The following is a 26,331-nucleotide window of genomic DNA, read 5'->3' as shown; positions in this document are numbered from 1 at the left end:
TAAGATATTGGCTCAAATCATACCAAGCTAATCATAGAAGACTGAAATATACAATGAGTCAGGATTATACCAATTTTTGCTCATTAGGGTAGCTACAAATACCCCTATTCCTGACAGCATCGAATAAACTGTGCAAATTGCTGCATTAGTTTGGGATTACGCCAACCAGAATTAGCTTCTTCTAGCATCACTGAAAGTGCTTCTTCTGTGGTATAAGCTATTTTGTAAGGTCGTTCACTACTTAAAGCATCATAAATATCAATTAATTGAAATACTTGTGCCAGATAGGGAATATCATCCCCCTTGAGTGCATCAGGGTAGCCTGAACCATCCCAGCGTTCATGGTGATGACGAATAATAGGAATTACACCCCGCATACTGCGTAGTGGCTGGCAGATTTTTTCCCCAATCAAAACGTGCTGCTTCATGATCTCCCAATCTTTGGCGGTGAGTTGTTCTTTTTTCAGCAGCACGGCATCGGGAATACCCACCTTACCGATATCGTGGAGATAACCACCCCACATCAAATCTCGAATTTGGTAGCGTGAGAGGTTGAGGTATTCACCAAAAAGTTGTCCTAGTTTTACCAGGCGTTCACAATGGTTGCCTGTATTAGGATCGCGACTTTCAATCGACATAGCAATGGAAAATAATACTTGTTCGGCATGGTCTAAATCTTCGTTCAGACGCTTCTGCCGTACCAAGGACTTCACACGTGCAGCCAACTCTACACGATCAAAAGGTTTGGTGAGAAAATCATCTGCCCCAACTTCAATTCCCCGAATGCGCGATCGCCTGTCATTTAACGCTGTAATAAAAATCACTGGGATTAGCCTAGTCTGCTCATCCTGTTTCAGCAATTGGCAAACTTCAAATCCATCCATTCCTGGCATCATCACATCCAGCAAAATCAAATCTGGTTGTTTTTGAGTTACCAATCCTACAACAGTAGAACCTCTGTCTGCCTCAATGACTTCGTATCCTTCCATCCCCAAGAGGGCAACAGCAGTCATCCGACTGGCGGCATGATCGTCAACTACTAAAACCTTCGGCGGATCTAAATCAAACCCATTCACTTTAGAACCTTTGACTTGTAGTGTTCTAGAGACCAATGAATCATCACCACAATTAATATCAGATTTTATCCAAGAAGATACTGCTTGGCTATCTTCAAGCATAAGGTCTTCCTGAGATAAGCCTAAAGAATAAGCCTCCACATTATTCTGCGATCCTACAACATGATTTGAACCAATACTCTTTACTGTGCTAATGGGGTTTGACTCACTAACAATTTGTTCTGTAAAGTCTGTATGGTTGGATTTCCATTGAATCACAAAGGCACTCCAAGTTTTTGCACAAGTTAACAGTGTCAGATTTGAAAAATAAATTTAATATCTGAATGTATCTGAGCTAGAGTTTTCATAGGGATTATGCATTATTTCAAGCTGCCTATCTGACTTTTTCGCAGCATGTATATTTTATCTTATGAACAATGAATGTCTTATTGTCAAATTTTTTGCTTCTAATTCCAGTATGATAAATTTTCACAATTGTTAAATCAGGCTTTTCACGGATATTTTTTAAATAAAAATAGCGCCAAAAGTACTGTATTTGGTTACTTTATATCAAATTTGAGGGTTTTTAGTTAGAAGTCTTATAGTAATGATTAAGTATACATATTTTTACTTACTCAGTTATTGCAATACCCAAAGACTGCTGAAAAAAGTGTAAAATTATATACTATCATAAATTAAATTTATTTGGCTCTAAGCTCGACTTTATCCATTTTTTTCGCAATGCGATACTTCTGCGGAGTAGTTGCACGAACGCTATCGTTGAAACCTCTGTGGGACTGTCGTTTTACTTTTTTAAGTTAATCGATAATTTGTGATGCGGAAAAAGTGTTTGCCAAAAAGCCAAGGTTTTTGTTGGATAAAGAAAACCGAATTCTTAATTTTGGATAAAGTCGAGCTTAGAGGATGTTTTAAAAATTAAGGGCTGAAGAAATAGCTTGCAATTGCTTAGGCATAACCATCGTAACTATCGCAACTACAAATTACTTCCCATAAAATCCCTGCCTTGTGTTCTTAATAGCCACCTTTTTTGCCAACGTGAGGTAGGTTCGAGTGAAGAAGCTTGTTGCTCTTGTTGTCGCCGCATCACTATGACTTCGGTTGAATCGCTCAATCCAGGATCGCGATAGGGAATAGCAGCACGGGTTAGTAAGTGTTCTTTTTCGACTTGCGAGAGGGGAGTAAGTATTGAGCGGTTTTGAGACTCATTACTTGCAGAATGTGCTGCCACAGTACCAGGCGATCGCCTGCCTACGGGTGGGGTAGAAGCGATCGCTAAACCAGCAGACAAAAGTGCTGTGCGTATAGCAGCAGAACAAGAATAGGTGGCTAATAAACCATCTTGATGTAGACACAATGAGAGTTGTTTAATAAATTCAACAGTCCATAATTGGGGACACTGTGGTGGCGAAAAGGGATCGAGGAAAATTGCATCTGCCGAGAAATCCGACTGATGTACTAGCGCGATCGTAGTTCTAGCATCACCAATTAGTAGCTTTGCTTTCAGGCGATCTGTTTGCACTTGATGCTCAAAAGCTAGCTGGGACAAGATTTCAATATAGTTACAGTTCCAATTGTCGAACAAGTGATGAGCGATCGCACCTTGTGGCACTGCCGGATTCAGTTCTAAACCGATTACTTCAACATAACAACTGGGATTCACTGCCCAAATTGTCTGCAAAGCAGCAGCTGTGTTGTATCCTAGACCATAACAAATATCCAATAGTCGCAAAACTGGTTTTTGAGCAACTGTAGCCAGTTGAGTAGGTTCCACAAACTTGAAAAAACTCTCCTGCTTCGCTCCATAATAGCTATGAAAGGATTCACCAAAATCGTCAGAGACAAAGGTGAAAGAACCATCTGCTGTGAGCTTAGGTGTAAAATTTTCTAAGTCTGACATCTTACAAAAAAACTGAATAATGACCAATGCCCAATAACCAATTTGTTATTTCACCAGCTTGGCTATTTGAACATCTAGAAGATCCGCAAGTTGTTATTGTTGATTGTCGCTTTTCTTTAGCCGATCCACAACTAGGACAACAACAGTACCAAACAAGCCATATTAAAGGGTCATATTACCTAGATTTAAATCAGGATCTTTCCAGTCCAGTGGGTAAGCATGGCGGGAGACATCCTTTACCTGAACCCAATGATATTGCTAACAAATTTGCAGCAATTGGGGTAAATTACCAAAAAACTCTGGTGGTAGCTTATGATGATTCGCGTTTTGCTTTTGCATCTCGTTTATGGTGGCTGTTACGCTATCTCGGACATGAGCAAGTTGCGGTACTAGATGGAGGCTTTACTGGATGGCAAAAAGCTGGTTATCCAGTTACGGATGTCGTTCCTCAACCTCAGATCGGTACGTTTGTAGCTGAACTACAACCAGAAAAACTGGTGGATATTAATGTGGTAAAAACCCGGAAAGATATTGACAAGGTAGTATTGGTAGATTCGAGAGAAAGTGATCGCTATCGAGGTGAACGAGAGCCAATTGATAAAATTGCCGGACATATTCCTGGTGCAGTCAACTATCCTTGGCAAGAAATTACAGACTCTTCCGGCTACCTACTTCCTCAAGAGGAACAACGCCGTCGGTGGGAACAGCTAGAAACAGCCGAAGAAATCTTGGTTTATTGCGGTTCTGGTGTTACTGCTTGCGTAAATTTACTTTCTTTAGAATTAGCTGGCATTAACAAAGGTAAACTTTATGCTGGTAGCTGGAGTGATTGGATTTCTTATTTATAGTCATTTGTCATTTGTCATTTGTCATTGTTTTTTGACAAAGGACTAATTTCAAAACCGACCTAATTGCAAATAGTAATTAATACTGAAGAACCAGCCATCAAAATCAATGTTTTCGGCGGTTGAACTGCCTAAACTCATTCCAGCCTGTACATTCATATATGTGGTATCGGATATTCGGTAATTTAAGTGCCCAAATATCCGATGGAATTGGTCTTCTCGATCGCGCTGTGTAAAGTCTGAGAAGTTCACCTGATAGTCAATACCAACCTGGAGAGGTTCTTGCAAGTAGTAGTTCAGAGACACCCAAAAAGAATTGATTATCCGATCGCGACTTTGGGGGTCAGCAAAATTTATACTTAATTCATAAAAGGTGTCTAGCGTTAATTTTGGAGTTAATGGATCTCGCCGTCCCAAAGATAGTTGTAGAGAATTCTCATTTAAAAAGCGATCACCTGCTTTGAAGCTATCCAGGCGATCGCTGCTATTAGCATAAAATAGCTGTTGATTACTCCAACTGAGTTCTCCATACATTCGCTGGGATAGCTGCTGGTAAACACTGAGATTGAATCTTAGCTGGTTGTAATGGTATTGTGACTGATTTATATAACGAATGAGATTGCCATCTATTGAGCCGTTTAAAAAAGTCTTAGATCCCAAAGGTAAATATGCAGAGGTTAGGGTCAGTCCAGAAATAATTAAACCATCTTCTATGGGACTATCATCTGAGGAGAAAATATTAGTCGTTTGGAAGTAACCGACACGACCCTGTAGATAACCTATGGGTTTAAACTTAGGTACGGGTTGTTCTATCGGTGGAAGAGGAGGCAATTCTAGGGGTCGTAACCGTATGCGTAACCCCAATTCGCGATCGCTATCAGGCTCAGGAGATGATTTTGGCGATCGTAGAAGCTCTATTAGCCTCTCTAGTCTTTGAGAATAATTTATATCAGGTGTATTTAATAGTTCCTCTTTTGAATCTGAAGGAGATGTAGGCAAAACACTTGGCTGCGATTCTAGCGGTGGCGGGTCATTTTGCTTTTGAGTATTCCTAAATTCTTCAGTTGGGTCTTGATCTGTTTGTGTAGTTGCGGGTGTTTGCTGTGCCAGATTTAACGGTATCTGGGAATCTAAAGTTTGTGACTCACTCGACTGCTGGCACAAAGAGTTAATTACTCTCTGCTGCAACTTCTGACATAGCTGATCAGTTACCTGTGTGCTTGCTAAATTTTTAGAATGCCAAATCTCTGTATTTGCAGATTCTGCCGCATCTACTCTAATGCAACACCAGCTTCCACCACTGGAGGCTAACAAGATACAAAAAAACAAATTCTTCCAGTTTTTGAGTCGCATCTGTTAGATTGCGTTGATCGCATTTGGCCAATGTAGACCCACAAGCTGTATCAGAAGTTCCGACTCAGAAAATACAATTGAGTGCATTTATCTTAACCTTGTAAGTATATACTGAAACTACAAACTGATATTGCTGATTTTCGGATCATCTTAGATTTTTTTGCAAATCTGAGATAATCCGGTACAAGCCATTCTGCTCAATTTTAGTGAAATATCGTCCTAGAGTTACTTCACAACACATCCCTAACAACTTCTTGTCCCTGTAATTGATCTGATGAGAATCGATAATATGTAAGGTATTTTTCATTTAATTATTGATATCAAGTACTAACTTTGAAATTCGCAGCAGGCTTTATTGTATATAATGTCAACTTAAGGATAAAAACTTAAATAAACTAAACAAATGGTTCATTTTTGTCTATCAAATTTAGACTTAGACTAAAAATAAAGATAATATTAATAAATAAATCGTTACAACAACTATCAGCAGTTTTAATCTTTAAGTTTTTTGGTATTAGTTGAAGTTCACACATTATCAAACTATGTTTTATAAATCATTTCCACTATTGGTGATTGGTTTATGGGGAGTTATAGTACTGCCTTTGCCAAATAGGGTAAGTGCCATAACTCCTCTAACGCGAGCAGAGATTCAGGATCTCCGCAACATAGTACAACTGATACCCAAAGATAAGCTAAAGAAACGTCCTGCACGTAAATTAGACGCAATGACTCCTGGGGACGGGGTGGCAACTGGTCGAGCTTCCCTAGCAGATTTGCGTTTCAATGATGGCTCTCTGGCACGAGTTGGAGAACAGGCGTTATTTCAATTTTTGCCGAAGACACGTGACTTTAAACTTTCAAATGGGACTGTGTTGTTACTCATTCCACCAGGACAGGGGCAAACACGTATACAAACACCAAATGCAGCAGCAGCAATTCGTGGTTCAGCATTATTTGTACGCTACAACCAACAAACAGACACCACGATTGTGGGTGCGCTAACAAATAGTGGCATTGAAGTTTCTAACAAAGAAGCTTCTGAAACTAAGGTGCTAGAAGCAGGGCAAATGGTGATTATAGTTAAAGGAAAGTTTGAAAGGTTATATGATTTTGATCTGAGAAATTTTTATGAAACGAGCCAACTAGTTCGGGAACTTGATTTGAACAGGCAAAGTCCTGTGCCTACGCCTGATCCTGCAATCACCAGTGTTCAAGCCGAAACTGCTGCGGCTTTGAAAGCACAGCCACCGATAAAAGGTGAGGGAGTAATTGAAAATCCCTCTTTTGTGCAACTAACTCCTACACCTGATACCTCAGCTACAACAAAACCTGATACCTCAGCTACAACAAAACCTGACACTTCAGCTACAACAAAACCTGACACTTCAGCTACAACAAAACCTGACACTTCAGCTACAACAAAACCTGACACTTCAGCTACAACAAAACCTAACACTTCAGCTACAACAAAACCTGACACTTCAGCTACAACAAAACCTGACACTTCAGCTACAACAAAACCTGACACTTCAACTACAACAAAACCTGACACTTCAACTACAACAAAACCTGACACTTCAACTACACCTGTAACCCCAACCCCAATAGAGACAACACCTTTAACCCCGACTCCAATAGAGACAACACCTGTAACCCCGACTCCAATAGAGACAACACCTGTAACCCCAACCCCGACAGAGACAACACCTGTAACCCCGACTCCAATAGAGACAACACCTGTAACCCCAACCCCGACAGAGACAACACCTGTAACCCCGACTCCAACAGAGACAACACCTGTAACCCCGACTCCAACAGAGACAACACCTGTAACCCCGACTCCAACAGAGACAACACCTGTAACCCCAACCCCGACAGAGACAACACCTGTAACCCCAACTCCGACAGAGACAACACCTGTAACCCCAACCCCGACAGAGACAACACCTGTAACCCCAACCCCGACAGAGACAACACCTGTAACCCCGACTCCGACAGAGACAACACCTGTAACCCCGACTCCGACAGAGACAACACCTGTAACCCCGACTCCGACAGAGACAACACCTGTAACCCCGACTCCGACAGAGACAACACCTGTAACCCCGACTCCGACAGAGACAACACCTGTAACCCCAAATGGCTCTCCAAGCACATAAAACAAAACTGCTAATCCGGGGTACAAGACTCTCTGCAAACGCGGTTCTTTTTATCATAATTTTGCGTAAGTCCTGTACAACTTAGCTGCTCCAATGCAGTAGCACAGACTTATAACCGACACCTAAGCAAGAACAATTTTAGTGACTGACTCTACAGCAACCAAAGCAAAAAGTGATATTCCCTACGACCAGAGAACATCTGCTAACGCTAGATTAAATCAAGGATAGGACTTACACAGGGTTCACCGGATATCCTTATATAGTTCAATGACATTCTGTGTGTAAGTTCCCAGTAACTAACTTTTTGCTAGAGAGAACATAAATTTATGACTTTTGATTACGACCTATTTGTAATTGGTGCGGGTTCTGGAGGCTTGGCGGCTTCCAAACGGGCGGCTAGCTATGGGGCAAAAGTGGCGATCGCTGAATATGATTTAGTTGGTGGGACTTGTGTGATTCGCGGTTGCGTTCCCAAAAAACTTATGGTCTATGCTTCTCACTTTCCCGCACTATTTAATGAAGCTTCAGGCTATGGTTGGAAAGTCGGTAATGCTGAGTTGGATTGGGAATATTTCATTACATCTATAGATAAGGAAGTTCGGCGACTATCGCAACTACACATAAACTTCTTAGAAAAAGCCGGAGTAGAACTATTTTCCGGTCGCGCCACATTGCTAGACTCTCACACCGTAGAAGTTGATGGACGCAAAGTGACAGCAGACAAAATTTTAATTGCTGTTGGCGGTCGTCCTATCAAACCAGATTTACCAGGGATGGAATATGGCATTACCTCTAACGAAATCTTTCATCTAAAAGAACAACCAAAACATATCGTCATTCTTGGCGCTGGTTATATCGGCACAGAATTTGCCTGTATTATGCGCGGTTTGGGTTCTGAAGTGACACAAATTACCAGAGGTGAAAAGATTTTGAATGGGTTTGATGAAGATGTCCGCACAGAAATTGAAGAGGGGATGACAAACCACGGAATTCGGCTGATTAAGAATAATGTGGTAAAAACAGTTGAACGTGTGGGGGAAGGGTTTAAACTTACTTTATCTGGGCAAGACCAAGAACCAATAATCGCGGACGTATTTTTAGTGGCGACTGGTCGAACTCCCAATGTAGATGGACTAGGTTTAGAAAACGCTGGAGTTGATGTTGTCGCTAGTTCTATCGAAGGGCCTGGATATCCGACCACAAGTGCGATCGCTGTCAATGAATATAGTCAAACTAATCAACCGAATATTTTTGCCGTTGGCGATGTCACTGACCGAATCAATTTAACTCCCGTCGCTATTGGCGAAGGACGAGCCTTTGCAGACAGTGAATTCGGCAATAACCGCCGCGAATTCAGTCACGAAACTGTTCCCACAGCCATATTTTCTAACCCAGAAGCCGCAACAGTAGGCTTGACAGAAGCTGAAGCACGGGAAAAACTCGGTGATGCGGTAACAATTTTTCGCACTCGCTTTCGCCCCATGTACTATAGTTTGCCTGGGAAGCAAGAGAAGACAATGATGAAGTTGGTAGTTGATAGCAACACTGACAAAGTGCTAGGCGCTCACATGGTAGGCGATAGTTCAGCCGAGATTATCCAAGGTGTAGCGATCGCTGTGAAGATGGGTGCAACTAAAAAAGACTTTGATGCAACTGTTGGTATCCATCCCTCCTCAGCCGAAGAATTTGTCACAATGCGGTAATAAGAAAGAGTTAGGAGTTAAGAGTTATAAGTTGAATAAAAAAACTCATAACTTAAAATTCTTAACTTATTAGCCCTAACTCCTAACTATTTACAGCTTTGCAATATATATATCTTCACGGTTTCGCTTCCAGTCCTAATTCTGCCAAAGCGCGGGATATAGGCGATCGCTTTGCCAAAATTCAAACAAAGCTTAAAATCCCCGATCTCAATGCTGGCGATTTTTCGCAGTTAACAATCACTCGTCAGATCGCTCAAGTTGCCGCAGAATTTAGTAATGATTCTACACCAGTAACCCTGATTGGCTCAAGTTTAGGTGGTTTGACCGCCGCACACTTAGGACAGCAATATTTACAAGTAGAACGCCTTGTGCTGCTAGCACCAGCTTTTGGATTTTTATCCCATTGGTTGCCCAAGCTAGGCGATGAAGAAGTACAGCGTTGGCAGCAAGAAAAATATATCATGGTCTACCACTATGCAGAGGAGCGATCAATTCCTTTAAGTTACGATTTCGTTATAGATGCTGCCCAATACCAAGGAAAATTTTTGCAACGTTCTATTCCCACCCTAATTTTGCATGGAAAAAATGATGAAGTTATTCCCATCGAAGCTAGTCGAGACTTTGCGCGTTGCCGTTCTTGGGTGGAGTTAGTCGAACTCGACAGTGACCATGCCTTGGGTGATGTTATGGAAGAAATTTGGCAGGCAATTCGTCTCTTTTGCCATTTACCTTGAGGTTATAAAATATTAGACTCTCATATAACTAATGTCCTTAGTCATTTGTCCTTTGTTTAATTACTAACGACAAATGACAAATGACAAATGACAAATGACCAATGACTAATGACTAAAATTATGCTTCCCTTCATCCGGTCAGATTTAGCCCAATTTACCGCGTATAAACCCCATCCCAGCAGTGATACAGCCGATTCTGTCCCTACACAGTTTGATCGCCTGGATACAAATGAAAGCCCCTACGATTTACCACCTGAGTTAAAAGAGAAGCTAGCCTGGACATATCAGCAAGTAATTGAAACAAATCGTTATCCTGATGGCGGGCATGAAACGCTTAAGAATGCGATCGCAGAATACGTCAATGAATCAGCCGCCCTCCCGCTATCCAATACTGCTGCCAATATTTCTGTTGGAAATGGTTCTGATGAACTAATCCGCTCTTTATTAATTGCGACTTGTTTAGGAAAAGAAGGTTCAATTCTCGTTGCCAATCCTACTTTCTCTATGTACGGAATTTTGGCACAAACTTTGGGAATTCCTGTCGTAACGGTGGGTAGAAACGAAACAAATTTTGAAATTGACTTAAAAGCCGCACAGTCTGCGATCGAACAAACTCAAAATCCCCCCATTCGCGTAGTTTTCGTAGTACATCCCAATTCGCCGACTGCCAATAGCTTGACGACGGAAGAGTTGGCATGGTTAAAAAGTCTGAGCGAGCATATTTTGGTAGTAATTGATGAAGCTTACTTTGAATTCAGTCAAACTACCCTAGTAGGTGAATTAGCACAGCGCCCCAACTGGGTAATATTACGCACTTTTTCTAAAGCTTTCCGATTGGCATCTCTCCGTGTTGGTTATTGCGTCGCTCATCCCGAAGCGATCGCCATTTTAGAAAAAGTTCGCTTACCTTACAATCTTCCCAGCTTTTCCATAGCAGCAGCATTAGTTGCTTTACAAAACCGCACCCTCTTACTGGAGTCAATTCCCCAAACCTTGAGTGAACGCTCCAAACTCATCGAAATTTTATCCCAGCAACCAGAACTACAAATTACCGCAAGCTCTGCTAATTTTATTTACCTACGCCTTAAACCTAATGGCTTAAATTCACAAGATGCTGTGCTAAAAACTTTCCACCAGAAACTTAGAAAACTCGGCACTCTTGTACGACACATTAGCGGAGGATTGCGAATTACTGTTGGGACAATAGAAGAAAACGCCCGCACGGTTACTAGAGTCCAAGCAGCAATAGCCGATTTGGAATTTTAGCAATTCACTCAATAATTAAATCGGCTATCCATCTCACTGCCCAAACGACGTACTAATCCTACCGTTTGTGGCAGCACACCTACCAAAAGAGCAAAAGCAACATCCGGTAAAAGAGCCACTATTTCTGGTGGAAAGTATTGTTCAAATTGATCAAGAATTTTCTGAACTCGCTGCCCAGGTATTGGATTTTCTGTAATTTGTTTGATCAATCGAATCCACTGCCGCCTAATCAAGTAAGCTTTCTGCCGTTCTTCATTAGAATCGGGAGTTAATAAAGACAGATTACCTATGGGCAGTGCCCTTTGGCAATCACAGTCGTAATCCCCACCCACAGCAGCCCCAGGCCCAGCAAACTCTGCATGGTAGCGTTTAAAGAGAATTAATCCATTCCGTCTACGACTATTGACGATGAAAACTTCTCCACTGTGTAAACGTGTAAGGATATCCGAGCCTTGCGATTGCTCAGTTCCATCTGGCATGACAACAGAGTCAAGGAAACTAGTTTTAGGGTAATAAGTTGATACCATAGAGATTTGATAGCGTCGATGCTGTTCGCTATCCATGTTTTTTAAACTTTCAACGAATTTGGTAGTAGTATGCACTTCAAAAAGTAACTAGCTTTGATGTCAAATCAGATTTTTGAATTCTTTTATTATCAAGAGTCTTTTGGTCAATTTCACTAAGATAGTAATAAATACACATTGCTTAGTAATTGAGTGATCATATTTTATGAGATATAACCAGATTTGTCCCCAAATTTAGAGAGTGTTTTATTAAAGTTTTTATAAAGATGAATATCTTAATTACAAAGTTATTATGAGGAATCGCTTATTTAATAAGGTATTTGTACAGCTAAATTCTATTGTAATCCATTTATTCTATCTATATAAAATACTCTAAAATAGTTGTTATTTAATGACAAGTTAAAACAGACAAATTGTAACACTTAATTATTTGGGTAACTTTTTTCAATCTTATATTTTTATTAAAATAAATAATAAAAATATCCACGATAAATCTCAATAAAATCTACTTAAACCAATTATCTAAAGCTATACATATCAACCTATTTAGCTAACATTGGCTAATTTTTTAATTAGGTTAATTTATACTTTGGTTGCCGATATTGGTGATAGATTTTCTCCAAACTAATTAGAAAATAAAAATTTACAAAAATTCAGATACTGAAATTAGCACTCAAATGCTTGTGCAATAACATCTGGCTTGAGCGTCCTAATAAAAATGTATTCCAATTCGATTCCACTTTATGTACCCGATATCCCACCTTAAAATAAAGTTGCCTTGCCTGATGATTATTTTCCAAAACGTGAAGATATAAGTCTTGAAATCCCCATTCGCGGGAAACTTTTTCACAGCTAGTCAGTAACCCTGAAGCCACACCATGTCTACGGTATTTTGGGTGAACTGCTAAATTAGATAAGTAAGGAAAACCTATGCCAGCCTGGCCCCACGAATCGCTGTAACGTACACCCAATTCCACACTTCCTACTAAGTTATTAGCCGCACCATTGTTAGCTTCTAAGGCGACTAAACAAACATGACGGGGTGGAGGTGATGTCATCCGATGCCTTAAGTCTTCGTAAATACCCAGACGTAGCAATGGAAAAGCCCATCCCCACATACCTTTTTGGGAGTGAAAGCTTTCAGCAATAATTTGGGAAACACCGATCAAATCAGTAGGTGTAGCTGTACGAATTTGAAATTCGCAGCAAGCTGGATCGATTGGCTGTTGCTGGTATGGATGAAAAGACCGATATTTCAAGGCTAGTTTAGTATTGATTTTATTCAACGAAAATTTTCTCAAATATCCTCAAACACCCTTTTAACCGTATAAAAACTTTATATATTCCCAGTAGATTGAACTTACCTAAGACTGCTCATTTGCTTTTGCTTATAAGCATACAAAGTTTTACACTTTAATTTGGGGCTTTATAGTCCGTCTTTTTGAAAGAGTCTTATAAGTTACAGCTTCATAAAGCTAGAATCTTAAGTTCAGTAGGATTTAGATGCATCCCTTGCTTGAGATAGGGAGTATATCACTCTGTTTACCACAAAAACATCTGTAAATCGTACAGATTTAGGTTAATGGGTAGATGTATAGCATAACTTACCTGTAGGCATTACCTATAAAATTGTTAAGTAAGTACACTAACAACAAACTTTAGTTGTAAACCATCTTTAGGTGTAATACTGAACTTATTTATGCAATTGACGCTACACTAACAAGACTTTGCTGCTAAGTAATAGAAACAGGCTGTACAGATGCTAGGCAGGAATATTGCAGATTCCTATCCCTGACTTATTCACCAATACCACTTGTCTTAATGATAGTTCTGATTGCTAAATTAGAAAGAGGTATTTGTCTAATAGTATACTTTGGTTTTAAATCTTATTGTTTTAATTTTGCTGACTCTACCATGACTACCATAAATAAAATTTACGTGCAAGTGTTAGTACAACTGCTGCGGAGGGAAAACTTAATATGCAGCTTCATCTGGATTTTTCAGCTAGCTATGAGTGCTGTATGTAGTATTAGACATTGCTCGCAGGAGGTGAAAGAAGATTTGACTAGCAAGGATCGACTCTATAACCCTATAACTGACTATGAAAGCAATTACACTGCACTAAAGCAAACGGTAATAGGTATAAGCAATTGAAACGAATTACCGTGAGTAAACGCTCCTACACTCAGCAGTCATGTAGCCAAAGAGCCTTATTGGTGGAAATTCTCTGCTCTTACCTGACTCAGAAAAATCCTTCCCTGATCAGATTATTCTTTATCCGACTGCCGTTGCAGCAGGAAAGCGGTGCATGAAATCCCAAGCAAACAGTAAGCCTAAAATTTTGGTTGTCGATGATGAGCCAGACAACCTTGACTTGCTTTACCGCACCTTTTATCGCGACTATAAGGTGCTAAGGGCAACCTCTGGCCCTGCGGCCCTCGATCTGCTGGCTCAAGAGGGAGAGGTCGCGGTGATCATCTCCGATCAGCGAATGCCGATGATGAGCGGTACAGAATTTTTGAGCCTGACAGCAACTCAATATCCAGATATTATCCGAATTATTTTAACTGGCTACACCGATGTTGAAGACTTGGTGGAAGCAATCAACGCTGGTAAGGTCTTTAAATATGTCACCAAACCGTGGGAAGCTGAGGAACTTAAAGCTGTAGTACGCCAAGCTTTGGATACTCACAATGTCCTCAAAGCCCGCACCCGCGAACTTACACGCACACTCCGACAAGAGTCGCTGCTGAATACTGTCACAAATACGATTCGTAGTGCTTTAGACTACAGACAAATTTTGCAGGCGATTGTAGATACAGTGGGTCACATGTTGGAGGTGGATGTCTGTCTATTGCGTCCCTTCCAAGATGAGCAGTTGACGGATAAAGGATTTATTTATCAGAAAGCTCTTTCAGAAGAAGCAGGGGAACACACACCAGCAGAGGTGCAGGCAAATAATTCTTCTGCTGTGTCCCTCTCCCCCTCTACCCCTCTGACTGTTTTGGCTCAGACGGTGTGGGAAACCCGCGAAGTCCAGGTGATTCACGATATAACCGATGATGAACGTATTCACGGTAATACTCCCGAACTGCGCGAACGTGGGGAAGCTTTTGCTGCGGCTAATATTTGTTCTAGTTTAGTTGTGCCATTGATCTGCCAACAAGAACTGATGGCAGTGCTGGCACTGCACCAGTGTTCTGTGCCCCGCTTCTGGGGAGAGGATGAGGTGCAGCTAGTGTTGATGGTAGCGGATCAGGCAGCCTTAGCTTTGTCTCAAGCTTATGCTTACGAACAAGTACGTGCCCTTGCCAAGCGAGAGAGTTTAATTAATACGATTACTAGCGCGATTCGCTCTAGTCTAGACCCCCAAGATATCTTTGCGGCTATTACTCAACAACTTGGACAAGCCTTACAAGTCGATGGTTGCGTCCTCTCTTTGTGGACAGAAGAAGATGAGTTTGTCGAGTGTGTTGCCTTGTATGATAGTTTTCAACATTTGGAAAGTTTACGTAGGCACAGCTCGCCACAGGCATCGCCAACCCAAGACAATAACCATCTATCAGCCCAGAGATTACCCTATTCTCAATCATCTATACAAGAGAATCCCATTCTCCAACAAATGCTACAGACACATGAACCTGTGGTAATTGGGAATGTGAGCCATTCTCCCTCAGATATACAGGGTTTTAATTTGCCGTTAAAAATGCCAGCGCGATCGCTAATGTTTGTACCATTATTGGCTGATGGTAAATGTATCGGTAGTATTACCTTGCATGAAGGTAAAAAAGTACGTCAATGGCTGCCATCTGATATCGATTTGGCGAAAGCAGTAGCAGCCCAAGCAGCGATCGCTGTGCAACAATCACACTTATATCAAAAAACTCGCCAACAAGCAGAACGTTTACTGGAGTTAGATAAACAAAAAACCGAATTTTTCCAAAATATCTCCCATGAGTTCCGCACACCGATCACCTTGATTCAAGGGCCTTTAGAGTCGGCGGTGGCGGCTGGTGAAGGATTATCTTACTCCCAAAGTGCGATCGCTCTGCGTAACTCCCGGCGCTTGCTACGATTGGTAAATCAACTCCTGGATTTACAACGCCTAGATGCGGGGAGAATGCAGCCTAGTTTCCATCCCTGCGATTTAGTCGAATTTGTCAGCCAAATTGTGGAATCTTTTCGTCCCTACTGTGAGAAAAAGAGACTGCATCTCGCCACCCAGTTAGATGAATGTTCTCCGGTGTACTTGGACATGGAAAAATTTGACAAGGTGGTTTATAACCTTCTGTCAAATGCCATGAAGTTTACCCCCGAAGGTGGCACGATCAGCGTCAGACTAAAATCTGAACAAGATCGTTGCATATTACAAGTACAAGACACGGGAATTGGCATTGTTAAAGAACAAATTCCCCACCTATTTGAGCGCTTCCGCCAAGCTGAAGGTTCAGCAAACCGTTCCTATGAAGGCAGTGGTTTAGGTTTAGCCTTAGTTAAAGAATTGGTAGAATTGCATGGTGGCCATGTCACTGTGGAATCAGTTTATGGACAAGGTACTACCTTTAGTTTATGGCTTGTGACTGGAAATGCTCATTTACCTGTACAGCAAGTACTAGAAACCCCTGCCGAAGTGAACACAAGTCGCGCTAGCGTAGAATTGGCTGATTTAGAACTGGTAGAGTCAACAACAGACAATATTGAAGATATTACAATAAATTTCTCTCCTAATTCTCCTAATATTGATACTCAAGACTCAGCACTTAAGACTCAGCACTCAATTTTAGTTGTAGATGACAACCCAGATTTGCGAACCTATGTATCTGAAATTTTCCGCCGTAACGGTTATCATGTACGCACAGCTCGTAACGGTTATGAAGGGCACAGTTTAGCTAAGGAAATTATACCCAGCTTGATTGTGACTGACTTAATGATGCCCTTGGTGAGCGGACTTGAGATGATTCAGATGATCCGCAATGAGGAAAAGCTGAAAGGAACGCCCATCATTCTACTGACAGCGAAAGTTGACGAAGAAACCCGCATCGAAGGTACAGAACATGGGGCGGATGCTTATTTAGCAAAACCATTCAACGATCGGGAACTTTTGGCGGAAGTTCGGAATCTTTTAGCATTAAAAGAAAATGAACGACGAATTGTGGAGTTAAATACTTATCTAACAGAATCAGTATTAAAGCGCTTTTTACCGGCTGTATTGGTGCAAAAAGCCGCAACCGGAGATTTAACATTAGATTTGCGCCCAGAACCACGCTTAATTACAGTTTTGTTTAGTGACATCGTGGGTTTTACACAGCTATCAAATACTCTCAGATCCCGACGAGTCGCAGAATTACTAAATGAATATTTAGAAGCTATGACCAAGGTTGTATTTGGTAATGGCGGCACTGTAGATAAATTTATGGGAGATGCTATTTTAGCTTTATATGGAGCGCCGGAAGAACTAACCCCCAATGAACAGGTACGTCGTGCCATCAATACAGCAAGAGCAATGCACCGCTCACTGGCTGACTTGAACCAGCGCTGGCGAGAGCAAGGTGTATTCGATGGTGACAGACTTACTAGCGTACAGTTTCGGTGTGGTATTCATCAAGGTACGGCTGTTGTGGGGATGTTTGGTAGTGCTGAACGTGCGGACTATACTGCTATTGGCCCAAGTGTGAATATTGCTGCCAGGTTGCAAGCTGCCGCTCTTCCCGGTACTATCTTGGTTTCTGCTGCCGTGGCAGATTATTTGCAGGAAGAAGAAATTACTAAAGGTAGTCCACTAGAACTTAAAGGAGTAGATGAAACAGTTTTGACCTTTGCTGTTACACCAGAGGTAATGGTTAATCGCTAAAATTTAGACTGGTATTTTAAAGCATTAGCAATGAGTAAGAGTGCCTAATCATATCCAGTTTATATAATATGACACCATCGGTTGCAGACAAAACCCCAATTTCAACCAAAGTCTGGAGGCGACACACCGATCCACCAGCTTTGTGGATTTCTGTCGTTATAGGTTCAGTCTCTCTGCACTTGCTGGCGTTCTGGCTGATGCGCTCATCTAATGCCTTTAGTCTGTGGTTTCCTCAGCAAATTCAATCTGCTGTTCCCATTGAATTGATAGATATTGCTCCTCAATCAAAATCAACAGTCAAAAGAGTTTCGCCAAAGCCAGCATCCATAACTCAAAAGTCTGTACCAGCACCAGCAAAAACAGCAAGAAATACGCCCAAAAATCAAGATTTTGTTGGCGCAATAAATCCTGCTGATAATCTTCAGCAAAAGAGTCGAATTTACCCCTCTCAACCTAATAGACAACAGAGAGTTTCTACATCTACATCGAAAGCGATAGCTACGCCAAAACCGACAGTTACACCGAAAGCGATAGCCACGCCAAAACCAACAGTTACGCCGAAAGCGATAGCCACGCCAAAACCGACAGCCACACCGACACCTACAATTCCAGTCGGCAATCTACCTTGGAACCGCCGTCAAGAAATCAAACTGGGAAAGGGAACGGCACTACCAACAGGTATTCCATCAACTCCACCAGTTTCGGAAGCTGAAAACATAAAAACTCCAACCACTCCTGCTAGGGAAACTCCAACCACTCCTACTAAGGAAACTCCAACAACTCCTACTGGGCAAACTCCAACAACTCCTACTGGGCAAACTCCAGCAACTCCTACTGGGGGAGCATCGGTAGCAATAGTAGCCCCTTTGCTCAGAGATGAAATGATTAAGTTCATACAAACAAGAGGATTTCGACAAGATGCTCTACCCGACGTTATCGCTTCATACACGGGAAGCAACACAAAACAACTAGACTCAAGTTTTCTACCTGGCGATTCCGAAGTTAAGCCAGCACAAATGCTTGTTAGTTTAATAATTGATCGCAATGGCAACTTTCAACAGGCTGTAGTTCTAGAAATAGAACCTGCAACACTACAAAGTCAAAAAAGCACATACGAACGAGTTCTCAATGATGTTTTCAAGACAGAAAACTTTCTTGCCGCTCATAACAACGATGGCACAAAACCAGATTTGAGCAATTTGTTTGTACGAATCAAAATCCAGCCTGCTAATTCCAATTAGACGCTTGAATTTTTTCAACAACTGTGTTATGTTTATAAAGTTGGAAATTTGCGGGCGTAGTTTAGTGGTAAAACTATAGCCTTCCAAGCTATTAATGCGGGTTCGATTCCCGCCGCCCGCTTAGAAAAAACTTTAAAATCAGCTAGTGCAGCATGGTGTAAATACACCTACTATTTACTAAAAAATTTTGGAGTGGGTGTCGTACCCCACCCAATTAATGCAAATCTTGTATTAAACAGCTTAATTGTTGCTTTTCTTGATCGAGAAACAGCCACAATCTATCAAGCTATGCCTGCTGCGGGCTATGCATACGCTAACTTTGGCGAATAAACAATAAAACTAGAGGAATCTCGCACAGCTTTGATTTCCGAGTATCCCTCATTGCTCTAATATCAACAATGTGCAGTCATTTATCCAAATCTACCGCTAACGTAATCTCTGGTATCTTGCTGCTGAGGATTGTTGAAAATTAGTTCTGTTGCGTCGTACTCTACCATGTAGCCGTTACGACCTCCTGACTCCGTAGTTTTAACATTAAAAAAGGCTGTCTTATCAGAAACCCGCGCTGCTTGCTGCATATTATGGGTGACAATAACGATGGTATATTGCTCTTTCAGCTGATGAATTAATTCTTCAACCCGCAAGGTGGAAATAGGGTCGAGAGCCGAGCAAGGTTCATCCATTAATATAATTTCAGGTTGGACTGCGATCGCACGAGCAATACATAACCTTTGTTGTTGTCCACCCGATAAAGACGAGCCGCTTTGCCGCAGCTTATCTTTAACTTCATCCCACAAAGCCGCTTGTCGCAAACTCCGTTCTACTAATTCATCCATGTTACCTTTGTAGCCGTTAATTTTGGCTCCAAAAGCAATATTCTCATAAATTGATTTGGGAAATGGGTTTGGTCTTTGAAACACCATCCCAATTCTCCGACGTACTTCTACAGGATCAATGTCGGATGCATACAAGTTTTTATCGTAAAAAAGTATTTTACCTTCTGCCCGAAATGACTCAATCAAATCATTGAGGCGGTTATAGCAACGCAACAATGTGCTTTTACCACAACCAGAAGGGCCGATAAAGGCTGTAACCTGATTTTTTGGTATATCTAACCAAATATTTTGCAAAGCTAAAAACTTGCCGTAGTAAACGTTGAGGTTTTCGGTGCGTAAAACAGTTTCAGTACCGTTGACTGTGCTAATATTAGTAGCCATAAATTAAGTGAAGTATTAGTTTTAGCGATACAAATCCGCTATGTGTAAGCCGTTTCCCTAAGCTTTTTTGCGAGTAGCCCAGCGAGCAATGATACTTGTGATTAGAACCATCAATACCAAAATCAAAGATGCCGCCCAAGCTAGTGATTGCCAATTTTTAAACGGAGAAATAGCATATTTGTAAACCAAAACAGCAAGGGAAGCTGTTGGTTGGAATAAGCCATCGGGCCAAAAATTGGAAAATAGCGCAGTAAATAGTAAAGGTGCGGTTTCTCCAGATGCTCTGGCGATCGCTAGCGTTGCCCCAGTTACAATCGCAGGTAGAGCTGCTGGCAAAACTACTTGTGTTACTGTTTGAAAGTTAGTTGCCCCTAACCCTACAGATGCTTGTCGCAAATCTTGCGAGACTAACTGCAAGGCTTCATCAGTGGTTCGGACAATAATTGGCAACATCAAAATTGCCAGTGCAAACCCTCCACCTAAAGCAGAGTATGATCCTAAGTTTAACTTTACTAGTGTCAAAACTACAATGCCATAGGCAAATACCCCAGCAATAATTGACGGGACTCCACTCAAGACGTTAGCTGCAAAACGTACCCATCTCGCTACTTGCGCCGAACTAAATTCTGTGATATATATTGCCGCTAAAACACCAAATGGGATACTAATCAGGGCAGCAATTCCTACCATTAATAGTGTTCCCAAGATGGCATTACCAAAGCCTCCTCCCTGTTGTAAAGCTTTGGGTGGCAGTTCAAAAAAGAGGCTGGGACTCAAACTGCTAAAGCCTTGAATAATGACGTAAGAAAGTACTGCTAGCAAAGGCACAAGTGCCAATATCCCACAGATAAATGCAACTACTGTCATTACTGTATTAAACAGTGTCCTTTGAGACATAGGAGCGCGAGTTAGACTGCGCTCTGGAAAACTAGAAGTCATAATTCAACCCAAAACTAAGCTACAGTCGCTTGACTCTCAGAACGATAAACTCGGCCATGATATTAACTACCAAGGTCAAGAAGAATAGAACTAAAGCAGCGTACATTAAAGCCGAAACTTGCAAACCACTAGCTTCGGAAAATTGATTCGCCAGTAGAGAAGAAATTGTATTGCCTGGTGCTAACAGGGAGATACTAATGTTGTTGGAATTACCAATCAACATTGTTACAGCCATTGTTTCTCCCATTGCCCGACCGAGTGCCAACATCACAGCGCTAACTATCCCCGAAAAGGCTGCTGGAATAAGTATTTGTAATATAGTTTCCCATCGGGTTGCTCCTAGTCCTACGGCGGCTTGGCGCAAACTGGGGGGTATAGAAATCAAGGCATCACGCGATAGGGCTGTGATGATGGGCAAAGTCATAATTGCTAATATGACTCCCGCCGGTAACATTCCTGGCCCTGTAGGGGGGGTGCTAAAAAATGGTATCCAGCCAAAGTAACTATTGAGCCATTTTCCCAAGTTAGTTAAGATAGGCACTAAAACAAAAATACCCCACACGCCATAAACAACGCTGGGAATAGCTGCAAGCAGTTCTACTGCAAAAACCAGTACCAACTTCACTTTTGCGGGTAAAAAATCCTCGCTTAGTATAATAGCAGTACCTACTCCAATCGGTACAGCTATCAGTAAACCGATAAAAGAACTCAAGAGAGTTCCATAAATTTGAGGTAGCACCCCGTAGCTATCATTAACTGGGTTCCAAGTGGTGTTAGCTAAAAAGCTAGCACCAAACTTTTGGATGGCAGGCCAAGAAGCAATTGCGACCTGTAAGCCGATCCATAATAAAGTGGCAGCAACCCCAAAGGCAAAAATTTTAGTTAGCCAGATAAAACCGCGATCTAGGGATTTTTCTACATCAGAGCGATTTTTTGTCGCTGATGAAAGATTTTGAGAATTTGTAGTCATGACTACCGACTTTCACAATTAAATCAGAGGAAGATATGGGAGGCAACCATCTAAACAAAATTGTTGCCTCATCGTCTTTTAAAACTAGTTTAATAACCAGCTTAAAAATTATTGTCTAGCAATGCCTCATGCCTTCACTGTAGCTACTTGCTAGCGCTAGTCCCACTACCAACAGCGATTTTATAGTCTGGACTAATTTGATCAGCAGCCGCAGCCACCTTTGCGATCACGTTTTGGGGTAGAGGAACATATCCTAATGTTGTAGCCTGTTTTTGGCCCTCAGTTAAAGCGTATTCGATCGCAGCTTCAACTGCCTTAGCTTTTGCCGCATTGGGATATTTCTTGTAAGCCAAAATCCAGGTGTAAGTGACGATGGGATAGGAATCGGCCCCTTCTGGATCAGAAATGAAGACGCGGAGATCAGGCGGTAGAGTTACTGATGCCAGAGTTTTAGAGGCTGACTCCTCAGTAGGTACAATAAACTTACTACTTTTGTTTTCCAAAGCAGCAAACTTAAGACTATTTTGTTTGGCATAGCCGTATTCTACATAACCAATAGAACCTTGTGTTTGTTGGATTTGGGCGGTAACACCCTCATTCCCTTTAGCACCAACTCCGCTAGGCCAGTTGACAGTTTTGCCTTCACCAACTTTAGTCTTCCACTCCGGGCTAATAGCGCTGAGGTGTTTTGTAAACACACCTGTTGTTCCGCTACCATCTGAACGATAAACTACTGTGATTTTCTCTTTAGGAAGCTTTGCACCTGGGTTAGCCTTGGCAATTTGGGGATCATCCCAAGAAGTTATTTTACCCAGTAGAATATCAGCGTAAACGGCTCGTGGTAGTTTAAGTTCTGCAACATCTGGCAAGTTGTAAGCTAGCACGATGCTACCAGCAGTGACAGGCAGTAAAATAACGCCCCTATCCGCTGGCACCTTCTGGATTTCTTCATCCTTCATGGCAACATCACTGGCACCAAAGTCTACAGTCCCTTTGATAAATTGCTCAACTCCGGCACCGCTACCAACTGAGGCATAGTCAACTTGCAGATTTGGATACTTTTTGTTTAGATCAGTAAACCATGTATCATATAGTGGTGCTGGAAAAGACGCACCAGCCCCGCTTAACTTGAGATTTCCACCTAAATCTAATTTGGTTGTACTGGAGGCAGTCGTATCTGTAGCAGTGCCAGAAGGAGTATCCTTTGTGGCTGTATTCTCTGGGTTTTGCTGTCCGCCACATGCAGCTAGGCTGATTGTCAGTGCTAACACTGAAACTGAAGCTGTGAGGCGATGAATTTTTGTTACACGAAAAGGTGATGGCATCGCTATCAATGTTTGGGTAACTTTTCAGGTGAGCGCCTCTAAGAATACCCCTAAAGGATTAAGCTAAAGGTAAAGGATAGGTTAACAAAGCAAAAAAAGCTTGTTTTTTTTTGATGAAGAACAAACACTCGTTTTTACTTTTGCTTGATAAAATTTATACTGCTGCTTTAGTTACACGTTACAAATAGTACCATAGTAATTTGGTTACATAAATATTGGCAATTGGCAAAACTTGATTGATAGCGTCACTTTTTGGTCAAATGATAAAAAATCTATAAAAAAATGACAAATTGTGTTATTATCTAAAGCTTAATAAATTTTAGAAAATTTTAGAATTTTGTGAAAGTTATTGCTGCTTATAGGTCTAAGCAGACTTAAAGTCATAACTAAACAATCTAAGTTTAGACAGTGAACTAATTTTAGATAAAGCAGAAGGAAAACTATAAATTGCCTATTTTATGGAGAGTCTGCGGAGCGATCGCTAAAAAAAGTGAATTAAAGAACTATCTTTAACAATTTGTAGCATAAATTGGCTCTGAATCTAAAAACTTAGTTTAAATACTAAATTTTGCTAACTTTACCACGTATTAGGTCAAATACCAGAATCAGACTACGCTTCAGTCAATAAAATTACAGCTATAGACACCTAAGTCATAATTAGTAGAACTGAAAAGTTACATACCAAAAAGGCAAAAAAAAATATGCTAATTCTTAGAGGTGTCAGCACAAATTTCATTTTAATACTAATGAACATCCTAGTTGCTGTTGGTTTTCCCTTTTGCCTTTTCCTGGTTGCCTGATAAATGTTTGCTGCTTCCAATCAATTACTATGGTCTATGATTGGCTTACTCCTGACAATGGGTGGTACCTTCTTAGAAGCTTATGGCATCACCTTTCCTTGGAATTGGAGTAAGCACGGAATTCAGACTTTTTCTTTAGGTGTCACTTTTCAAATTGGCGCAGTACTGTTAGTGGGCTGTTTAGGGGGCAAAAATGCCGGTGCGCTCTCGCAAATTGCCTATTTAGTGATGGGGTTAACTTTATTACCTGTATTTGCCGATGGAGGTGGTATTGGTTATGTTAAGTTGTCTCAGTTTGGCTATTTACTAGGCTTTATTCCTGGAGCTTGGATTTGTGGCTTAGTTGCCTTTAAAGCTAGACCTCGACTAGAAACTCTCGCCTTTAGTTGCATCTGTGGCTTGTTAACTCTGCATCTATGCGGTATTAGTTATTTGATTATTAGCTATATTTTTCAGTGGAAAGGCACAGAAAATTTACCTTTGATGCAAGCAATCCTCAGATACTCTTGGTTTGCACTACCAGGGCAATTAAGTGTGGTCTGTGCCGTTACTGTAATAGCATATATATTGCGTCACTTAATGTTTTATTAGTCATCAAGGGGCTAGAGGCTAGGGGCAAGAAATTTACAATTTTCTCATCCCCTAGTCCTTAGTCCTTAGTCCTTAGTCTCTAGCCCCTAGTTTCATGCGTTTAAAAAACCGCCTTTTCTGGATTGCTGCCTTTATAGCTTTTTTCCTAGACCAAATAACAAAATACTGGGTGGTACAAACCTTCAGTTTGGGGCAAACACTACCACTCTTAACTGGAATATTTCACTTCACCTATGTTACTAACACTGGTGCCGCCTTTAGTCTGTTAAGTGGGAAAGTAGAGTGGTTGCGCTGGCTATCTTTAGGAGTGAGTTTGGTATTGATAGCGTTGGCTTTGTTTGGCCCAACATTAAATTTATGGGATCAGTTGGGCTATGGCTTAATTTTAGGTGGAGCTATGGGCAACGGTATCGATCGCTTTGTTTTAGGCCATGTCGTTGATTTTCTTGATTTTCGCCTAATTAGCTTTCCTGTATTTAATGTGGCAGATTCTTTTATTAGTATTGGTATTGTTTTTCTGTTAATTGCTTCCTTCCAAAAAACACCAACTTCAACAGGTAGGTTGGATTAAACTATTAAGCCTGGGATGATTAATCCCAGGCTATTAATTACTGAAACCATTGCTCAGTCCTATATGCGAAGACTTGATTTATGGGTTCCAGAGATTTGAATTTATATCCTACACCAGTTCTCATAACTGGTGCAGAAAGTCAAGATGCACAGGCGATCGCTGATGGTAAATTAGTATGTCAAACGTATCCAGCTTTTAATTTATTTACCTGGGGCAGGAGCAGTAGATGGAGTACTGGGAGAGTTGGCACCTGGTTCTGTAGGAGCGCCAGGTTCAGATGGAGTAACGGTTCCTGGTGCTGGAGTTAAGTTGCTAGGAGTGCCAGGCTCAGTTGGAGTAACACTTCCTGGTGCTGGAGTCAAGTTGCTAGGAGCGCCAGGTTCAGATGGAGTAACGGTTCCTGGTGCTGGAGTTAAGTTACTAGGAGCGCCAGGTTCAGGTGGGGTAACGGTTCCTGGTGCTGGAGTGCTTTCGGGAGTTCCACTTTCAGGTGGGGTAACAGTTCCTGGTGCCGGAGTGCTTTCGGGAGGAGTGATGTTACTCGGTGTGGTTTCTGCTGGTACTGTAGTGCTACCAGGAGTCGTGCTAGGTGTGGTTTCTGCTGGTGCTGTAGTGCTACCAGGAGCCGTACCAGGGGTAAGTGCTGTGCCGCCGGGACAGCGAGAGTTAAGCGGAAAATACTCGCACAGAATTTTCATACCTTCTGGCGACATCTTGATTTCCGTTGGTGCGCTAGTAGATTCGCTACTGGATTGAGCTATGGGGGATTTACTGGATTCGGCTACGGCAATATTAGTGGTGAGAGCCAAAGATAGAGCTGTACCAATCAGGGTCAGAGATTTTCCCATCATTCTGAAATTTACCTCAACGGAACACTCGGCCCATTAAAACAGATAATAAGATTTAGAAAATCTTCCTAAATGAATATATTTAAGTTTGTTGCAGAATATGTGGATATGTAAAATTGGTAAAAATTAAATCTGTCGTTTGTTATTAATTAGTGCTTATAAGTACAAGCTTTCAATCTATGCCTGTAGTCATTAAAGTAAAATGAGTAGACAAAATAAGCTTTTAGGAAGGATAAAAAATTTTATTTTTCTTTAATTAAGTGATAAAAATAACAAGTTAACTCAGATAAAAAAGTAATATCCAGTATAAATTAGAGCAAAAAGTCCCGTATAGCTAATTTATGCTTTGGCTTATGAGTAAAATGATGAAAGACTAACATCTAAAATTGTAATTCGCCCCATTCTTCACTAAAAAGTGTGA

The 26,331-nt window shown here is 41.3% G+C and carries 20 protein-coding genes and 1 tRNA gene; 11 read left to right on the top strand and 10 right to left on the bottom strand.

All coding sequences use genetic code 11. The features are described from left to right. Nucleotides 1–104 precede the first annotated feature (104 nt). Both FD724_RS03310 and FD724_RS03305 read right to left on the bottom strand, forming a co-directional pair. Entirely contained in the window at nt 105–1,334 is a 1,230-nt protein-coding gene (locus tag FD724_RS03310; protein WP_114085905.1) for a two-component system response regulator, read from the bottom strand. Between the two features lie 715 nt (nt 1,335–2,049). Continuing rightward, on the bottom strand, nt 2,050–2,973 hold the full coding sequence (locus FD724_RS03305) for a tRNA (5-methylaminomethyl-2-thiouridine)(34)-methyltransferase MnmD (RefSeq protein ID WP_179071571.1): 924 nt from the start codon (nt 2,971–2,973) through the stop codon (nt 2,050–2,052). A gap of 26 nt (nt 2,974–2,999) precedes the next feature. Here FD724_RS03305 and FD724_RS03300 point away from each other — a divergent pair, with 26 nt between their 5' ends. Then, on the top strand, nt 3,000–3,821 hold the full coding sequence (locus FD724_RS03300; RefSeq protein WP_179071570.1) for a sulfurtransferase: 822 nt from the start codon (nt 3,000–3,002) through the stop codon (nt 3,819–3,821). A 48-nt stretch (nt 3,822–3,869) separates the two neighbouring features. Here FD724_RS03300 and FD724_RS03295 read toward each other — a convergent pair whose 3' ends face one another. Further along, nucleotides 3,870–5,171 (bottom strand): hypothetical protein, encoded by a 1,302-nt coding sequence (locus FD724_RS03295; protein WP_179071569.1) that lies wholly within the window; start codon nt 5,169–5,171, stop codon nt 3,870–3,872. A 542-nt stretch (nt 5,172–5,713) separates the two neighbouring features. Here FD724_RS03295 and FD724_RS03290 point away from each other — a divergent pair. The 4 genes from FD724_RS03290 (at nt 5,714) to FD724_RS03275 (ending at nt 11,033) form a co-directional block, all read left to right on the top strand. After that, nucleotides 5,714–7,330, top strand: a complete 1,617-nt coding sequence (locus FD724_RS03290) for a FecR family protein (protein WP_179071568.1) — start codon at nt 5,714–5,716, stop codon at nt 7,328–7,330. 326 nt (nt 7,331–7,656) lie between these two features. Then, entirely contained in the window at nt 7,657–9,033 is a 1,377-nt protein-coding gene (gor, locus tag FD724_RS03285; protein ID WP_179071567.1) for a glutathione-disulfide reductase, read from the top strand. A 98-nt stretch (nt 9,034–9,131) separates the two neighbouring features. After that, entirely contained in the window at nt 9,132–9,767 is a 636-nt protein-coding gene (locus tag FD724_RS03280; RefSeq protein ID WP_114084550.1) for a YqiA/YcfP family alpha/beta fold hydrolase, read from the top strand. Nucleotides 9,768–9,887: 120 nt separating this feature from the next. After that, the gene (locus FD724_RS03275; RefSeq protein ID WP_179075394.1) at nt 9,888–11,033 is read left to right on the top strand and encodes a histidinol-phosphate transaminase; all 1,146 of its coding nucleotides are present in this window, start codon (nt 9,888–9,890) and stop codon (nt 11,031–11,033) included. 8 nt (nt 11,034–11,041) lie between these two features. Here FD724_RS03275 and FD724_RS03270 read toward each other — a convergent pair whose 3' ends face one another. Both FD724_RS03270 and FD724_RS03265 read right to left on the bottom strand, forming a co-directional pair. Beyond that, nucleotides 11,042–11,596 carry a hypothetical protein gene (locus FD724_RS03270; RefSeq protein ID WP_114084552.1) on the bottom strand — a complete coding sequence of 185 codons (555 nt, stop codon included), beginning with the start codon at nt 11,594–11,596 and terminating at the stop codon, nt 11,042–11,044. 614 nt (nt 11,597–12,210) lie between these two features. Beyond that, on the bottom strand, nt 12,211–12,843 hold the full coding sequence (locus tag FD724_RS03265; protein WP_242060736.1) for a GNAT family N-acetyltransferase: 633 nt from the start codon (nt 12,841–12,843) through the stop codon (nt 12,211–12,213). 864 nt (nt 12,844–13,707) lie between these two features. Here FD724_RS03265 and FD724_RS03260 point away from each other — a divergent pair. The 4 genes from FD724_RS03260 to FD724_RS03245 all read left to right on the top strand — a co-directional run bounded on the left by FD724_RS03260 (nt 13,708) and on the right by FD724_RS03245 (nt 18,770). Beyond that, nucleotides 13,708–13,869 carry a hypothetical protein gene (locus FD724_RS03260; RefSeq protein WP_179071565.1) on the top strand — a complete coding sequence of 54 codons (162 nt, stop codon included), beginning with the start codon at nt 13,708–13,710 and terminating at the stop codon, nt 13,867–13,869. Beyond that, nucleotides 13,866–17,408 (top strand): response regulator, encoded by a 3,543-nt coding sequence (locus FD724_RS03255; RefSeq protein WP_179071564.1) that lies wholly within the window; start codon nt 13,866–13,868, stop codon nt 17,406–17,408. The genes FD724_RS03260 and FD724_RS03255 overlap by 4 nt, the downstream gene beginning before the upstream one ends. A gap of 68 nt (nt 17,409–17,476) precedes the next feature. After that, nucleotides 17,477–18,649 (top strand): hypothetical protein, encoded by a 1,173-nt coding sequence (locus FD724_RS03250; RefSeq protein WP_179071563.1) that lies wholly within the window; start codon nt 17,477–17,479, stop codon nt 18,647–18,649. A gap of 50 nt (nt 18,650–18,699) precedes the next feature. After that, nucleotides 18,700–18,770 (top strand) — tRNA-Gly (locus FD724_RS03245). A gap of 289 nt (nt 18,771–19,059) precedes the next feature. On the opposite strand, the gene pstB is transcribed toward FD724_RS03245, so the two are convergent. The 4 genes from pstB to pstS all read right to left on the bottom strand — a co-directional run bounded on the left by pstB (nt 19,060) and on the right by pstS (nt 23,100). Continuing rightward, entirely contained in the window at nt 19,060–19,866 is an 807-nt protein-coding gene (gene pstB / locus FD724_RS03240; protein ID WP_114084556.1) for a phosphate ABC transporter ATP-binding protein PstB, read from the bottom strand. A 57-nt stretch (nt 19,867–19,923) separates the two neighbouring features. Then, nucleotides 19,924–20,805, bottom strand: coding sequence for a phosphate ABC transporter permease PstA (gene pstA, locus FD724_RS03235; RefSeq protein WP_114084557.1), 882 nt, complete (start codon nt 20,803–20,805; stop codon nt 19,924–19,926). Between the two features lie 19 nt (nt 20,806–20,824). Next, on the bottom strand, nt 20,825–21,775 hold the full coding sequence (gene pstC, locus FD724_RS03230) for a phosphate ABC transporter permease subunit PstC (protein WP_179071562.1): 951 nt from the start codon (nt 21,773–21,775) through the stop codon (nt 20,825–20,827). A gap of 143 nt (nt 21,776–21,918) precedes the next feature. Beyond that, the gene (gene pstS, locus FD724_RS03225) at nt 21,919–23,100 is read right to left on the bottom strand and encodes a phosphate ABC transporter substrate-binding protein PstS (RefSeq protein ID WP_114084559.1); all 1,182 of its coding nucleotides are present in this window, start codon (nt 23,098–23,100) and stop codon (nt 21,919–21,921) included. Nucleotides 23,101–23,903: 803 nt separating this feature from the next. On the opposite strand from pstS, the gene FD724_RS03220 reads away from it, so the two are divergent. Beyond that, on the top strand, nt 23,904–24,491 hold the full coding sequence (locus FD724_RS03220) for a biotin transporter BioY (protein WP_012407649.1): 588 nt from the start codon (nt 23,904–23,906) through the stop codon (nt 24,489–24,491). Between the two features lie 94 nt (nt 24,492–24,585). After that, on the top strand, nt 24,586–25,062 hold the full coding sequence (gene lspA / locus FD724_RS03215) for a signal peptidase II (RefSeq protein ID WP_012407648.1): 477 nt from the start codon (nt 24,586–24,588) through the stop codon (nt 25,060–25,062). Nucleotides 25,063–25,262: 200 nt separating this feature from the next. On the opposite strand, the gene FD724_RS03210 is transcribed toward lspA, so the two are convergent. Then, the gene (locus tag FD724_RS03210; protein WP_179071561.1) at nt 25,263–25,913 is read right to left on the bottom strand and encodes a hypothetical protein; all 651 of its coding nucleotides are present in this window, start codon (nt 25,911–25,913) and stop codon (nt 25,263–25,265) included. Nucleotides 25,914–26,331 lie beyond the last annotated feature (418 nt).

It is taken from the genome of Nostoc sp. C057, assembly GCF_013393925.1.
GTDB classification, from domain to species: Bacteria; Cyanobacteriota; Cyanobacteriia; order Cyanobacteriales; family Nostocaceae; genus Nostoc; species Nostoc muscorum_A.
This window is presented reverse-complemented; position numbering and strand designations above follow the sequence as displayed.